The sequence below is a fragment of the Mariniflexile sp. TRM1-10 genome (assembly GCF_003425985.1).
In the GTDB taxonomy this organism is placed as follows: Bacteria; Bacteroidota; Bacteroidia; order Flavobacteriales; family Flavobacteriaceae; genus Mariniflexile.
Genome location: NZ_CP022985.1, coordinates 489,849 through 506,273 on the forward strand (window position 1 = coordinate 489,849; position 16,425 = coordinate 506,273).

The window sequence follows — 16,425 nt, forward strand, 5'->3', positions numbered from 1 at the left end:
TTCTTAGATTTTAAGCTTCAACGCCTTTTGCTGCTTTAATAACTGCTTCAGATATATTTGAAGGTGTTTCAGCATAATGTGAAAATTCCATAGTTGATGTTGCACGACCTGATGACAATGTTCTTAATGTAGTTACATAACCAAACATTTCTGATAATGGTACGTGTGCCTTTACAGTTTTTGCTCCTGCTCTGTCACCCATATCATTTACTTGTCCTCGACGTCTATTTAAATCACCAACAATATCACCCATATTTTCTTCTGGAGTAATAACCTCTAGTTTCATAATAGGCTCCATAATTACAGCTTTTGCAGCTTTTGCAGCAGCTTTAAATCCTAATTTTGCAGCTAATTCGAATGATAATTGATCAGAATCCACATCATGGTAAGAACCATCAGTTAATGTTACTTTCATAGCATCAACTTCGTATCCTGCTAATGGACCATTTTGCATAGCCATTTTAAATCCTTTTTCAATGGAAGGAATAAATTCTTTAGGAACGTTACCACCTTTAATTGCAGATATAAACTCTAGCCCTGTTTTACCTTCGTCAGCTGGCTCAAGTGTAAATACGATATCAGCGAATTTACCACGACCACCAGATTGTTTTTTATAAACTTCTCTGTGTTCAGCTTTACGAGTAATAGCTTCTTTGTATTCTACTTGTGGCGCACCTTGGTTTACTTCAACCTTAAATTCGCGACGTAAACGGTCCACAATAATATCTAAGTGAAGCTCACCCATACCAGAAATGATCGTTTGTCCTGACGCTTCATCAGTTCTAACTGTAAATGTTGGATCTTCTTCAGCTAATTTAGCTAAAGACATACCTAATTTATCAACATCTGCTTTGGTTTTAGGCTCAACAGCAATACCAATTACCGGATCTGGGAAGTTCATACTTTCCAAAACAATAGGGCTTTTTTCAGCCGAAAGGGTATCACCAGTTTTAATATCTTTAAATCCTACTGCTGCACCTATATCTCCTGCTTCAATATAATCAATAGCATTTTGCTTATTAGCATGCATTTGATAAATACGGGAAATACGTTCTTTGTTTCCTGAACGGTTGTTCAACACATAAGAACCTGCATCTAAACGACCAGAATATGCACGGAAGAATGCTAAACGACCAACATAAGGATCGGTAGCAATTTTAAATGCTAAAGCAGCAAAAGGCTCCTTTACATCTGGCTTACGAAGTTCTTCTTTTTCAGTATCAGGATTAATACCTACGATACCTTCCTTATCCATTGGAGAAGGCAAATAACGACATACAGCATCTAATAGGAACTGCACCCCTTTATTTTTAAATGAAGAACCACAAATCATAGGAATGATTGACATATCCATTACAGCAGCTCTAAGTGCAGCGTGCACTTCTTCTTCTGTAATAGAATCTTCATCTTCCATATATTTTTCAAGCAAATTTTCATCATAAGCGGCAACCTCTTCTATAAGTTTGCCACGAAGTAATTTTGCATCTGCTTTAAGCTCTTCTGGTATTTCAATAACATCAAAAGTTGCCCCTTGAGTTTCATCATGCCATACGATAGCTCTGTTTTTTACTAAATCAACAATACCTTTAAAATCAATCTCATCACCAATGTTCAAAACGATTGGCACTGCATTGGATTTTAACATATCTTTTACCTGTTGGCATACTTCCATAAAGTTAGCACCTTGACGGTCCATTTTATTTACGAAACCAATACGTGGCACTTTGTAGTTGTCAGCTAACCTCCAGTTAGTTTCAGATTGTGGCTCTACACCATCAACTGCACTAAATAAAAAGACCAATCCATCCAATACACGTAATGAACGGTTAACTTCCACAGTAAAATCAACGTGACCAGGAGTATCAATAATATTGAAATGATATTCCATAGTCTCTGGAGTTGGCTCTGCATTTTCTAATGGGAATTTCCATTCACAAGTTGTCGCAGCAGATGTGATAGTAATACCACGCTCTTGCTCTTGCTCCATCCAGTCCATTGTTGCAGCACCATCATGTACTTCCCCTATTTTATGGGAAACTCCTGTATAATAAAGGATACGCTCTGTTGTTGTTGTTTTACCAGCATCAATATGAGCAGCAATACCTATATTTCTTGTATATTTTAAATCTCTTGCCATGTCGTATTAAAATCTAAAGTGAGAGAATGCTTTATTAGCTTCTGCCATTTTGTGAGTATCAACTCTTTTCTTAACCGCTGCTCCTTCTTCTTTAGCTGCTGCTAAAATTTCTGAAGCTAAACGTTGTGCCATAGATTTTTCGTTTCTTTTACGAGAATAGCTAATTAGCCATTTCATTGCTGTTGAAACTTTACGGTCAGGACGAATTTGCATTGGAATTTGGAATGTTGCACCACCAACACGACGACTACGTACTTCTACGTGAGGCATAACGTTAGACAAAGCATCTTTCCAAGTTTCTAAAGCTGTTTTTTCTTCGTTTGTTTTTTTCGACTCTACAATGTCAATCGCATCGTAAAATACTTTAAAAGCCACAGACTTCTTTCCATCCCACATCATCATATTAACAAAACGAGTCACTAACTGGTCGTTAAAACGTGGATCTGGTAAAAGCGGTCTCTTTTTTGCTGCTCTTTTTCTCATGTCTTCTTCTTAAAAGTTTTAATTACTTTTTCTTACCTTTTGCTGGAGCTGCAGCTACTTGTCCTGGTTTTGGACGTTTAGCTCCATACTTAGATCTACGTTGTGTTCTCCCTGCAACACCTGCTGTGTCTAGGGCACCACGAACGATGTGATATCTAACTCCTGGTAAATCTTTTACTCTTCCACCTCTAACCAATACTATCGAGTGCTCTTGTAGATTGTGACCTTCACCTGGGATGTACGCATTTACCTCATTACCATTTGTTAACCTTACCCTTGCTACTTTACGCATTGCTGAGTTAGGTTTTTTAGGTGTTGTTGTGTAAACACGCGTACAAACCCCACGTCTTTGTGGACACGAATCTAAAGCAGCCGATTTACTCTTCTTGGTTATTTTGGCTCTTCCTATTCGTACTAATTGTGAAATTGTTGGCATATATATTATATATAAATTTAATAATCCTCTTTTAAGAGGGCTGCAAAGGTAGAAATTAAAATGTAAAATTCAAATCCTAATTCATTAATTTTCATATCATTTATAATATTTTTTTATTAGTTATATTATTAGTGTCAATTTTCCGTTAGATTTACATGATAAAACAGTCATTAAGCCGTGCGTAAAACATCCCTTTTATACCTTATTGTATATCTACTATGTTCTTCAGTACTGTTTTGCCAAAACTTGCAACTTAAGATTGAGGGAAGCACTGTGGCTGAAACTGCTACTATCGACTCTTTGAATTATACTAAAAACCATGAAAATTATTTATCTATTAAAAGAGAAGTAGATTCGCTTCAAAAAACCCTATATAGAATTGGTTACATTGAAAATGAATTGAAACATATTAATAGGCTTAATGACTCTGTTTTTTCTACCGAAATTCATCTGAAAAAAAAGTATAGCAGCATCTCTATATACTATGATAAATCGCTTATTTCCCAAAAACTATTAAATACTCTATCAAAAAAAGTATTTGATCATTATTTCACCATACCTGTTGGCGAACTTGAAAACACGTTAAATTTTATAAACTCAAAGATATCTGAAAAAGGATTTCCATTTTCAAAATTGTATTTATCAAATATTGAAGTAGCTAGCAAGTCTAGTTTAAAAGCGAACTTGATTGTAGAATCAACACATCAAAAACGAGTAATAAGTGACATTATAATAAAAGGATATGATAAATTTCCGCGTTCGTATCTAAAACACTACCTAAAAATCAAACCCAATCAAACATTTAGTCTCAATGTTATAAAAGCAAAAACCGAGCAATTAAATAATTTAAAGTTTGCAAGCGAAATAAAATCGCCTGAAGTTTTATTTTCGAAAGATTCTACAACTTTATATTTATATCTTCAAAAAACAAAGAGCAATTCATTTGACGGCTTTTTAGGTTTTGGCACGAATGAAGACACCAATAAATTGCAATTTGATGGTTATTTAAATCTAAACTTAACTAATAATTTAAATTACGGTGAATCGTTTAGGCTTCTTTACAAAAGTGATGAGAACGACCAAAAGACTTTCGAAACTAATTTATCGCTCCCCTATTTGTTTAAATCGCCTATTGGATTAGATTTTACATTACGTATTTTTAAAAGAGATTCATCATTTTCTACGGTAAATCAGAACGCCAAAATACATTATCAAATAAACGCTAAGCATAAAGTTTATTCGGGAATTTCATCTACACAATCCAGTAATTTATTAAATCAAGTGTCCTCGTCGGCTATATTTGATTACCAAACAACTTACTACACCTTTGCTTATCAGTTTTTAAAGAACCAAAGTTTCAATCTGCTGTTCCCTATTAATTCACAACTATACTTTGAAAGTAACTTTGGAAAAAGAAACCAATCAAACCAACAAGAAAAACAATCCTTATTAAATATTGATGCTTTTAAAATTTTTAATCTAGATATTAAAAACAGTATCTATTTAAGAGTAAATGGTGCGACGCTTAACTCCAAAACTTATTTCGAAAATGAACTTATCCGCTTTGGTGGCATCAATTCCATAAGAGGTTTTGAAGAAAACAGTATCTACGCAACATTATTGGGAGTCACAAACACTGAATACCGATTTCAACTTAACAACTCTATCTACATCCATACCATTACCGATATAGCCTACTTTGAAAATAAAATTTCTAGCACCGAAGAAAAACTATTAGGGATAGGTTTTGGCTTTGGCATTTTAACTAAAACCGGTCTACTAAAGTTCAACTACGCCAATGGGAAAACTGAAGATACGTCATTTAAACTTTCAAATTCCAAAATACATCTTAGTTTGACAGCTAATTTCTAGTCTTTAATTGTCATTTTTTTAATTTTTCGCCCTAAATCATAAATTTTAACCATTGTTTATTGCTTTATTAACTTTTTATTATGATTTTTGGCATTGACTAACTCAATAATTATAAAAATGAAAACAAAGTTTAGTGGAATTCTAACGCTATTACTAGCGTTTGTCGTGCAACTAACGTTCGCACAAGAAAAGACTGTTTCAGGTACAATATCAGATGCATCTGGTTTACCTTTACCTGGAGCTACTGTCTTACTAAAAGGTACTACAACCGGTACATCGTCAGACTTCGATGGTAATTATTCAATTAAAGCTAATCAAGGCGCTACGCTTGTATTTAGTTTTGTTGGGTATGTAACTACCGAAGTTACAGTTGGAGCTTCAAATACCATCAATATTACTTTAAAAGATGATGCAACATCTCTTGAAGAAGTTATTGTTGTTGCTTATGGTACGCAAACAAGAGAATCCATTGTCGGATCTGTTGGAATTGTATCCTCTGAAACAATAGGCAACCAACAAGTAACTTCTCCTTTAAGAGCTTTACAAGGTTCCGTTCCAGGTGTTAATTTATTAACTGCTGGTGGTCAACCAGGAAATAATCCTGATATAAGAATCAGGGGATTTTCTAGTATAAATGCTGACCAGGCTCCACTTATTGTTCTTGATGGTGCTGCGTTTAATGGTAACTTAAACACTATAAGTCAAGACCAAATTGAATCCATATCTGTATTGAAAGATGCCTCTTCTACATCTTTATATGGTTCTAGAGGTGCCAATGGTGTTATTTTAATTACCACAAAAAAAGGAAAAAGAAACACAGATCCTCTTGTAAGTATTAGATCTCAGTTTGGTGTATCTAAAAATACTGAAGGGATCCATGACATGGTAGGTAGTGAAGATTACATGAAACTAACATGGCAAGCTCTCAGAAACTCAAATCAATACGTATCTGGGCAATCTGCCGCAGCAGCCGCTACAAATGCAACTGCCGATTTAACTGATTATCTAGGCTACAACCCATATAATGTTTCCACTCCTATAGATGTTAATGGCAACTTAGTACCTGGTGCTTCATTATTATGGGAAACAAATTGGGAGGACGAAGTGTTTAATAATAATGTAACAAGAGTAAATCACAACCTTAACATTTCTGGGGGTAGTGACAAAACCACATACTTCTTCTCTTTAGATTACTTAAATGAAGATGGTCCTGTGATTACATCAGATTTCGAAAGAGTTTCAACAAGATTAAATTTAGAATCCCAATTAAAAGATTGGTTGAAAGTAGGTATAAATAATAGCTTTTCTAGGTCTCAATCAGGATCGCCTGATCAAACATCAGGTAGTACTACGCAAGCTATCACTTGGATATACGGTATGTCAAGTGTATATCCTGTTTATGCTCGTGATGCTAACGGTAACTTTATCAGAGATACTGAAGGTGGATTAATTTATGATTTAGGAAATGGCTTGGTACCGGGTCAAGTAGTAAACAGTTCTAGACCTGTATATAGTGGAGAAAGTATTCATGCATCACTACTGCTAGGCAAAGAAGATGTTGTTAGAAGCAACTATGTTGGGAATGCGTATGCTGAAATTAATATAGTTGAAGGATTAAAGTTTAAAACAAGCTTAAGTTATGAAAACTATTTATTTGATCAATATAGCTTTGATGATGATAAAATTGGAGCTGCTTCAAATGTGCAAGGTCGTGTGACTCAAAACCGAGACATATTAACAACTTTAAATGCTATACAAAGCTTAAATTATCAAACAAGTTTTGGGAATCACAACATATCCATTGATGCTATAACTGAAGCTTACACAAGTACACAGAATGATTTAAGAAGTCAAGGTACAGGTTTTTTACCTGGACAAGGACAACTTGGTGATGCATCAACACCAGAAGGTGTAGGAGGCTTAAAAATTTCAGAAAGATTAAATAGTTATTTAGCTCGAGTTGCTTATAATTTTGACAAAACATACTATTTAGAGTTTTCTGGAAGGAGAGATGGCTCTACTCGTTTTGCTACAGACACACGCTGGGGTAACTTCTTTTCTACTGGTGGTAGCTGGATAGTTTCTAATGAATCTTTCTTAGAAAACAGTAATGTTGTTGACTATTTAAAACTAAGGGCATCCTATGGTGAGTTAGGTAATAACAGAGGGATAGGCCTATTCCCTTATCAATCAGTTTTCCAGTCTGGTTATACTAATGAAGGAAATTCTGGAATATTATTAGAAGGTGTTGTGGACCCTTTATTATCTTGGGAAAAAACAGCTTCAGCAAATTTTGGTTTAGATTTTAATTTGTTCAATGGTGTACTTTCTGGTAGTGTTGATTATTATAACAAGGAATCTAAAGCTTTAATTTATGATGTACCACTAGCTCCATCAACAGGAGTTAAACAAATTAGAACCAATAATGGTACACTAAGAAATTATGGTTGGGAGTTTGCTTTAAATTCCAAAATTATAAATAAAGAAGACTTTTCTTGGGAAGCCGGCGTTAATTTCTCACTAGACAAGAATGAGATAAAAGAACTTACTCAAGATCAATTTGTTAGTGGCTCAAAACTATGGAAAGAAGGAAATTCATTATTTGATTTTTATATTCAAGAATGGGCAGGTGTAGATCCCGCAGATGGTTTTGGCATGTGGTTTAAAGATGTTTTAGATGTAGATGGTGAGGTTATAGATAAAGTTACAACTAAAGTTTATAGTGAAGCTACCCGATACGAACAAGGAGAAACATCATTACCAGATGTAATTGGTGGTTTTACAAATTTAATAACTTACAAACAATTTGACTTAGGTGTGCTATTCAACTTCAGTTTTGGTGCTTATTTATTAGATACAGATTACTCTAGTCTTATAAACGTTTTTGAAAGCCCAGGAGGTGCCGCACATCCAGACAACTTTAAAGCTTGGAAAAGCCCAGGAGACATAACCAATGTTCCTTTATTACTTGCTGCTAATAATGATCATGCCTCTCAATCAACTCGTTTTTTATACAAAAACGATTATATTAGATTAAAAAGCTTAACTTTTGGATACAGCCTACCTCAAACGGCCATAAAAAGAATAGGTTTAAGCAAGGTTAGATTATACGCTCAAGCAGATAATATATTTACATGGCAATCACATGAAGGCATCGAACCTGAACAAGCTTTTAGCGGTGTTACCAATAGGAGATCACCACTACAAGCTACTACTGCAATAGGTGTTAATATTGAATTTTAAAAAAAAAGAAATGAAAAATAATAATATTTTAAAGAGAAGTGTTTCTATACTGCTTTTAGCTCTAACATTTGTTGGTTGTTCAAAAGAGTTTTTAGAGGAGCCACAAAATACATCTGGTATAAATGAATCTGTTGTATTTACCAGCAAAGAAATTACCCAAGCATTTATATCGGGTATCTATGCAAATTATAAAGGCCAATGGGATGATGATATTTCAGATGGTGTAAATAATTCTAGTCCTGACACTGGTGGCTTATATTCTATGTATTTTGCTAGAATGATAAAAGGAAGTGATGTTGGATTAGGGGTAAGCCATTTTCAATTTGATTATGCACATGAAAATAGAGAGCCTACTTATAGAAGGACTAATTTCGCTTGGTTTTTTAACTACCAATCTGTTAACTATGCCAATACACTAATTACTGGTGTTGAAGAAAGTGATTTTGAAGAAAGTGTTAAAAAAGAATTTATTGCTATAGGGAAAACAATAAGAGCGTTCCACCATTTTCAAATTGCTTTAGAGTTTGCTCCTAATTACAATAACAATAGAAGTTTAGTGCGTTTACCACTATATACCGAAAAGGCTAGTGGATCATCTGAAGGTAACGCACCTGTACCTCTAAGTGATTTTTATGCCTCTATATTGGATGATTTAAAAACTGCTATTCCAGATTTACCTACAACTAGGTTAGGTAAAAGTTATATAAACAAAGCCGTAGCACAAGGAATTTTAGCACGTGTTCTCTTAGTTACGCAAGATGATTGGTTAGGTGCATCTAACGCAGCTAAAGCTGCTTATGGTGGCAATGCCACTTCTGCTGTTGTTTCTTCAAATTGGGGAGCTGGTTTTAATAATTTACAAGATGATGAATGGATATGGGGCTTATTTCAAGACGGTTCAAACGAAACATCTTATTATTGGGTAACAACTCCTGCTGTTATGACAGATCACTTAAATTTATCATACAAAGCTGCTTATGCAAACCGTTTATTTGTGGAAAAATTTTCTCCCTCAGACATAAGAAATACCTTTGTTAAAGATTACTATGGCCCTACTGCAACAAAATATAGAGAATATATATTTACGAAATTTGCTTTTTCTTTTGATGCTGATGCTCCTTTGATGAGAAAATCTGAAATGGTATTAATTGATGCTGAAGCACAATATCATTTAGGTTTTGAAGATGATGCCAGAGATTTATTATTTGCACTACAATCTGCAAGAGATCCTAATGCTATAAAATCCACAAATTCTGGACAAGCCTTATTAGATGAAATTTTATTAGAAAGACGTAAAGAACTTTACGGAGAAATAGGCGTAGAATGGTTTGACGCAAAACGATATGGCCTACCCATTACTAGAACTTCGCCAGAACATAGAGTTCCTGTTTCTGTACCAGCTAATAGTGATCTATTCTTCTTAAAAATACCTCAGAGGGAAATTGATGCCAATCCAAACATTGATGAAAGCATTAATAACTAATAACTATTAATAATAACTTAAGTTATAAACAAAAGAGCAGTTTTATTTATTACAAAACTGCTCCATTTTGTTTAGAAACTGTTGATTTACAAACACGTTTTATCAGCCTACTTTAATTGCTTAATTCAAATGTAGAACGTATGAAAAACATTATATCTGTTTTTAGTTTAATTAGCCTGATTACTATATCATTAAATGCTCAAACTAAAACTGAGAGAGAAGTTATTACCAAAAATTATAATTTTGAAGCTATAAATCAGCTAAAAGAAGAATTAGAAACTAGTTTTTTAGTTAGAGAAAATAAGATTTTAGATTACTTAAAAAGGAATAACAAATCCAGTAAAAATATAATAGTAAAAGGTAAAACCTATAATATTTACGATATTGTGAATGGGCATCCTGTTTATAGAACTACTCATAGTTTAAATAGTGCTAAGTCAACCAAAACTGATAAATTACAAACGGGCGGAAATTTAGGACTGAATTTGGATGGAACGAATATGGTTATAGCAGTTTGGGATGAGGAAAGTGTACGAGGAACCCATGTTGAGTTTGAAGACGGCGAAGCAATTCCTGTATCTAGAGTGATTTACCCAGAATTTCCAAACGGTTTTTTTGGACCAATAAGTGACCATGCCACTCATGTAGCGGGTATACTTATTGCAAAGGGCACAGATGTTAATGCAAAAGGAATGGCTCCAAAAGCAACTTTAAGATCTTTTGATTGGGGTCTTGACGATCAAGAAGCATTGACTGAAGCCGCAAATGGTTTACTTATTTCAAATCATTCGTATGGAGTACCTATATATAATTCTTCAAATGTACAACAAGTTGATGCAAAAGACATTGGGTCTTATTCGACTGATGCAAGAGCTTGGGATCAAGTTTCATTTCAGTCTCCTTATTATTTAGCTGTAAATTCTGCTGGTAATGATGGAAGTGAAACCTACACTGGTGGATTAGGTGTGGGATATGATAAACTAACTGGTAACAAAACAGCTAAGAATATTTTAGTTGTTGCCAATGCAAATCCATCTGTACATCCAGAATTTGGCACACTAATAAATTTCCCTATTAACACGAGTAGTAGCCAAGGGCCAACAGATGATTTTAGAATAAAACCAGACATTGCAGGAGATGGCACAAATGTTTATTCATCAACTTCTGGATCTAACACTCAATATTCCACCTTTTCTGGAACCTCTATGGCATCACCTAATGTTGCTGGTACTTTGCTGCTCCTGCAAGAATACTATAATCGTATAAATGCAAGCTATATGAAAGCTGCAACCTTGAAAGGTTTAGTTTGTCATACAGCTATAGATAACGCAAGTAGAATAGGTCCAGATCCTATTTTTGGTTGGGGTCTTCTTGATGCAGAAGCCTCAGCTTTAGTTATACAAGGAAATTCAAATGGGACCGCAGTTATAAAAGAACTTACTTTAAATGATAAAGGAACCTATACCTATCAATTTTCAGCAAGTGCTAACGGACCAGTTTCTGCAACTATTTGTTGGACAGATCCAGCAGGTACAGTTTCTTCAAGCTTAAACAATGTTCTTACGCCTAGATTAGTAAATGATTTAGATATCAGAATTGAAAATGAAAACAGTACAGTTTTTTTTCCTTGGAAATTAAATACTGCTAATGTTGCTGGATCTGCAATAAAAGGTGACAATACTGTTGACAACATAGAAAGAATAGATATCCCAACACCAAGTGCTGGAAATTACACACTAACTGTTACTCACAAAGGGAGCCTAACTAATGGTTCACAAGCATTCTCGCTAATTGTAACCGGTTCTGACTTGACTTTAAGCGCAACTCAAAAACCCCTTGACAACATTGTTGTTTGGCCAAACCCTGCAGGTGACATTTTAAATTTTCGTTTTAAACCCACAGAACCTAAAATTAAAATTCGTTTATATAATATACTTGGTAAGGTCATTTATCAAAAGGAAATGGAAATCAATAATTCTGTAATTGAAGAAGCAATAAATACGGGAAATTTTTTAAAAGGAATCTATTTCTTAAATATTCAAAATGGAAATGGAATTTATAACAGAAAAATATTAATTAGGTAACCACCTATTTTTCAATACTTTCAAATATAATTTATGTTGTTTATATTTGGAATTGACTAACTCAAATGAATAATTAAAAGATTAAAATTATGAAAAAAATTAAATTTTTATCCTTAGTAACAATTTTACTATTTGTTTTAAATAGTTGCAACGTAGATGATCAAGAACCAGTAAACATTGACTATGTAGGTTTTGTATCTGATTTTGCAATAGGTGTTGATCCTACTGGAACTAAATCACAAGATGTTTCAATTTATGCTACCAAGACAAAGAATTTCGATAGAACTTTTTCTATAAATATAGTTCCAAATTTGACTACTGCAAGTGCTACCGCATATAGTATTCCTAGCTCCGTAACAATACCTGCTGGCAGTAATACTGGCTCATTTTCACTTAATGCCATTGGTGAGAATATAAAAGCTTCTGGTCTAGATATTGTAGTAATTGAAATTAAATCTGAGGATAAGATATTGCTTGGTGAGCCTATAAAATTAAACCTTCAACAAGTTTGTCCTTATCCTGAGACCGTTTTAGATATTATTTTTGACGGATACGGTGATGAAACAAGTTGGGAAATAAAAGATAACTCAGATACCGTTTTATACTCTGCTGCTTTAGGCACCTATACTGAAGGTCAAGTTAGTGCTTCTGCTACTTTTTGTTTAGCTCCTGGAACTTACACATTCACTATTAACGATAAATATGGTGATGGGCTTTCTTATCCTGCAAATGGAAGCGCTACAATAACTAATAGCGGAACAAAATTAACTGAAGTTATCGGTGATTTTGGCTACGGAACATCAAAACAATTTACCATTAGTAATTAAATTCAATTATAACATTTTTATAAAAAAAACAGATTGCCATCTAGCAATCTGTTTTTTTTATACCTTTACCTCCATGGAAAACCAAACACAAATTTTTGGAATACGCGCTGTTATTGAAGCCGCAAATGCAGGCGAAACTATAGATAAAGCGTTTCTTCAAAAAGGCTTAAAAGGTGAACTATTTAATGAATTAAAATCTTTGTTAAAATCCATTTTTTGACATAAACGTATCCTATAAAACTTCTTGAAAATAAAAAATGACCGATTTTGATTTTAAATATCGGTCATTTTTTTATGTTTTAATCAAAAGTCGACTTACTTCTGAATGTGCTTATCCTTTTAGTGGTACATTCAAATTATTGTTCAAAACTATAACTAAAAGTAAAAAATAGATTCAAAACTTTCATTTATGGTCCAAACTATAGATTTGCAATTAAAATGGTGTAAATCCGAACCTTTACTTAATTTACGAGAAACCCAAGCATCGTATTTTATCATTTTCTTAATTTTTTGCCCTAAATCGTAAATTTTAACCATTATTTATTGTTTTATTAACTTTTTATTATGATTTTTGATATTGACTAATTCAAATAATTATAAAATGAAAACAAAGTTTAGTGGAATACTAACGCTATTACTAGCGTTTGTCGTGCAACTAACGTTCGCACAAGAAAAGACTGTTTCAGGCACAATATCAGATGCATCTGGTTTGCCTTTGCCTGGAGCGACTGTCTTAGTAAAAGGTACTACAACTGGTACATCGTCAGATTTCGATGGTAATTATTCAATTAAAGCTAATCAAGGCGCTACGCTTGTCTTTAGTTTTGTTGGCTATACTACTAAAGAAGTGAATGTCGGAGCATCGAATACAATTAATGTCACACTTAGTGAAGATGCTCAGGCTTTAGAAGAAGTTGTTGTTACTGCTTTTGGTAGTGATAGGAATGCAAAACAAGTAGTTTATGCCAACCAGACAGTAAAATCTGAGGATTTGTTATCTACTCCTACCAAAAACGCTCTAGAAGGTTTAAGAGGTAAAACAGCTGGGGTAAGACTATCTACTGCTTCAGGTTCAGTAGGTGCATCTACAAGAATCGTATTAAGAGGTGAAGGTTCGCTTACTGGTAACAACAACGCTTTAATTGTTATTGATGGTGTTGCTATTGATAATACGTCCACTTCTGGAGGCGCTGGATCTTCTACAACTGGATATTCCGATTTTGGTAATAGATTTAATGACGTCAATCCTGACGATATAGAATCTGTAACCATTTTAAAAGGTCCCTCAGCGACTTCGCTTTATGGGTCACGTGGTGCTTCGGGAGTTGTTCTTATTACAACAAAAACCGGTAAAGGTAAAAAGATGCAAATCAATTATAACGGTTCGACTTCAATGGAAACGGCGATAATTAATCTACAACGCCAAAGTAAATTTGGACAAGGATATGATACTGCACATCTTGATTCTGGGGAAAACTGGTCTTGGGGACCTGCTCTAGATGGTGTTGTAAGACCTTGGACAAGTCCTATCGACTCCGATGGAGATGGGTCTTTAGAAGCCTTAATAAGACCCTACAGTGCTGTAAGAAATCAATTGAAAGATTTTTTTAACACAGGCTATACTACTACGAATAATATAAATATATCTGGAGCAAACGAAGCTTTTACTTACTACGCTTCTTATGGTAGTACAGATCAATCAGGAACACTTGATAACACCTATTATAAAAGAAATAATATTACCTTTAATGCTTCTGCAAAATTAAGCGATAAGCTTAAATCAGATTTTAAAGTTAGTTATGCAAATGTCAAACAAAATACAGTCCAAGAAGGATCGCGTGCTTTTGAAGGAAATAATGCCTATGCAATGGCGGTTCAATCTCCAGTTAATATCCCATTTACTGAATTAAGAGATTATAAAAGCCCTTTTCATGATATTAATGGATACTGGGGATCTTATTCATCGGTAAATCCTTATTACATCTTAAATGAATACGGAAACGAAGGAAACATCGACAACATATTAGCTAACGCTTCTTTAACTTACAATTTTTTAGAAAATTTATCAATAACAGGTCGCTTTGGTGGTAATATTGTAAACACTCAAACAGATATATGGACTCCTACGTTTACACCAGCTCAACAATTGGTTTGGACTGACGACTTACAAATCGCAACGAGAAATTCAAAGCATAGTTCTTTAGGAGAATATATTAACTCCAATACCAAAGTAGAAAATCTTGATGCTACTGTTATGGCTAATTACAATACAGAATTTAGCGAAAACCTTACATTAACAGCAGCAGCAGGTTATAATTTCTTTCAAAAATCTAGTGAACGTTTAACAGGAAGTTCAGTAGGTGGCCTAGTTGTTCCTGATGTTTACAATTTAGCTAATAGTGTGCAAAATCCTACTTCTGAAATGTATAGAAGTAAATATAGAATTTTTGGTGTTTTAGGAAATGCAACACTTGGTTATAAAAATGCAGCATTTTTAGAGTTTTCAGCAAGAAATGACTGGTCTTCTACGCTTCCAACAGAAAACAACTCCTTTTTATACGGTGCTGTTGGTGCTTCTTTAGTATTAACAGATTTATTTGATATAAAAAACGATGTTATAAATTACGCCAAACTGAGAGGAAGCTACGGTACATCAGGTAAAGATGCTGGTTTATACTTATTAAACTCTTACTTTGTGGGGAATCCTCAAATTGTGGAATTAGGCGATTATGATCTTACCTTTCCAAAAGATGGTGTACCTGGGTTTACAATTGGTAACACCATTGGAAATCCAACACTTAAACCCGAATTAACGACTACTTACGAAGTTGGTACCGACCTAGGTTTGTTTAATAACAAAGTTAGTGTTGCCTATACTTATTATCATTCAATTCATGATGATCAAATTGTTGAGATCAGCCTTCCAAGATCTACAGGCTACACTACAACCGCTAGCAATATTGGTAGAATGGAGAACAAAGGTCATGAACTTACTTTAACCTTAAAACCTCTTAATGGTGTAGTTGAAGGATTAGATTTTGAATTGTTTGGATCTTATTCTACAAATGACAATAAAGTAGTTAAGGTTACTGATGAAATAGACGAGTTATCAATTGGCACATATGGATTTGCTGCTGGTACTACAGTTTCTTTAGTTGCAAAAGAAGGACTGCCATTTGGTACTTTTAAAGGTAATGATTTTACGTATAATGCTCAAGGACAAACTATTGTTGATGCTACTGGTTTACCTGTAAAAACTAGTGAAGATGTATTTTTAGGTTCTTACCAACCAGATTATTTATTAAATTTTGGCACAAATATCAAATACAAGGGGTTTGGAATTAGAATTTTATTGGATATGAAAAAAGGAGGTCTGTTTGCCTCTCAAACTAAATACAATACTAATTTTAATGGAACTAACGTTAACACAACAGTTTATAACAGAGAACCTTTTATCTTTCCAAATTCAGTAGTAGATAATGGAGATGGTACATTCTCTGAAAATACTGTTCAAATTACCGAGCAAGTTTATTTTACTGATTATGACGCACCTGTCTCAACACAATTAATTGACGCAAGTTATTTAAAATTAAGAGAAGTGGAATTAAGTTATACATTTTCTAAAGAAATTTTAAAAAATACTTTCTTTACAAATGCTAGAATTTCTTTATATGGTAAAAACCTTATGTATTGGTTACCTGATGAAAATAAATATGCCGATCCAGAAGTTAATGGTATTACCGCTGCTACAAATAATAGCGGTAGTTCAACAACAGGTAATGGTCAAGGTATTGAAACAACACAAACACCTTCTTCAAGAAGCTTAGGTCTTAATTTACAATTATCATTTTAATTAAAAA

The 16,425-nt window shown here is 33.9% G+C and carries 10 protein-coding genes and 1 pseudogene; 7 read left to right on the top strand and 4 right to left on the bottom strand.

The features are described from left to right. Nucleotides 1-10: 10 nt before the first annotated feature. The 3 genes from fusA to rpsL are packed head-to-tail and all read right to left on the bottom strand — an operon-like array spanning nt 11 to nt 3,056. Nucleotides 11-2,137, bottom strand: a complete 2,127-nt coding sequence (gene fusA / locus CJ739_RS02375) for an elongation factor G (protein ID WP_117172457.1) — start codon at nt 2,135-2,137, stop codon at nt 11-13. A gap of 6 nt (nt 2,138-2,143) precedes the next feature. Next, on the bottom strand, nt 2,144-2,620 hold the full coding sequence (rpsG, locus tag CJ739_RS02380; protein WP_117172458.1) for a 30S ribosomal protein S7: 477 nt from the start codon (nt 2,618-2,620) through the stop codon (nt 2,144-2,146). A 22-nt stretch (nt 2,621-2,642) separates the two neighbouring features. After that, the gene (gene rpsL, locus CJ739_RS02385) at nt 2,643-3,056 is read right to left on the bottom strand and encodes a 30S ribosomal protein S12 (RefSeq protein ID WP_100616309.1); all 414 of its coding nucleotides are present in this window, start codon (nt 3,054-3,056) and stop codon (nt 2,643-2,645) included. A 246-nt stretch (nt 3,057-3,302) separates the two neighbouring features. On the opposite strand from rpsL, the gene CJ739_RS02390 reads away from it, so the two are divergent. The 6 genes and pseudogenes from CJ739_RS02390 to CJ739_RS02415 all read left to right on the top strand — a co-directional run. Continuing rightward, nucleotides 3,303-4,928 (top strand): POTRA domain-containing protein, encoded by a 1,626-nt coding sequence (locus CJ739_RS02390; protein ID WP_236951587.1) that lies wholly within the window; start codon nt 3,303-3,305, stop codon nt 4,926-4,928. Nucleotides 4,929-5,045: 117 nt separating this feature from the next. Further along, complete coding sequence (locus CJ739_RS02395) at nt 5,046-8,171, top strand: SusC/RagA family TonB-linked outer membrane protein (RefSeq protein WP_117172460.1); 3,126 nt, start codon at nt 5,046-5,048, stop codon at nt 8,169-8,171. 10 nt (nt 8,172-8,181) lie between these two features. Continuing rightward, on the top strand, nt 8,182-9,654 hold the full coding sequence (locus CJ739_RS02400) for a RagB/SusD family nutrient uptake outer membrane protein (RefSeq protein WP_162880101.1): 1,473 nt from the start codon (nt 8,182-8,184) through the stop codon (nt 9,652-9,654). A 140-nt stretch (nt 9,655-9,794) separates the two neighbouring features. Next, entirely contained in the window at nt 9,795-11,738 is a 1,944-nt protein-coding gene (locus tag CJ739_RS02405; RefSeq protein ID WP_162880102.1) for a S8 family serine peptidase, read from the top strand. Nucleotides 11,739-11,827: 89 nt separating this feature from the next. After that, on the top strand, nt 11,828-12,565 hold the full coding sequence (locus CJ739_RS02410) for a hypothetical protein (protein WP_117172463.1): 738 nt from the start codon (nt 11,828-11,830) through the stop codon (nt 12,563-12,565). 73 nt (nt 12,566-12,638) lie between these two features. Beyond that, nucleotides 12,639-12,773, top strand: a pseudogene (locus tag CJ739_RS02415) (RNA methyltransferase substrate-binding domain-containing protein); the annotation flags it as partial. 167 nt (nt 12,774-12,940) lie between these two features. On the opposite strand, the gene CJ739_RS20240 reads toward CJ739_RS02415, so the two are convergent. Then, a complete protein-coding gene (locus CJ739_RS20240; protein WP_162880103.1) occupies nt 12,941-13,102 on the bottom strand; it encodes a hypothetical protein in 162 nt (53 codons plus the stop codon). A gap of 64 nt (nt 13,103-13,166) precedes the next feature. Between CJ739_RS20240 and CJ739_RS02420 the strand changes: the two genes are divergently transcribed. Beyond that, entirely contained in the window at nt 13,167-16,418 is a 3,252-nt protein-coding gene (locus CJ739_RS02420) for a SusC/RagA family TonB-linked outer membrane protein (RefSeq protein ID WP_117172464.1), read from the top strand. Nucleotides 16,419-16,425: the final 7 nt, after the last annotated feature.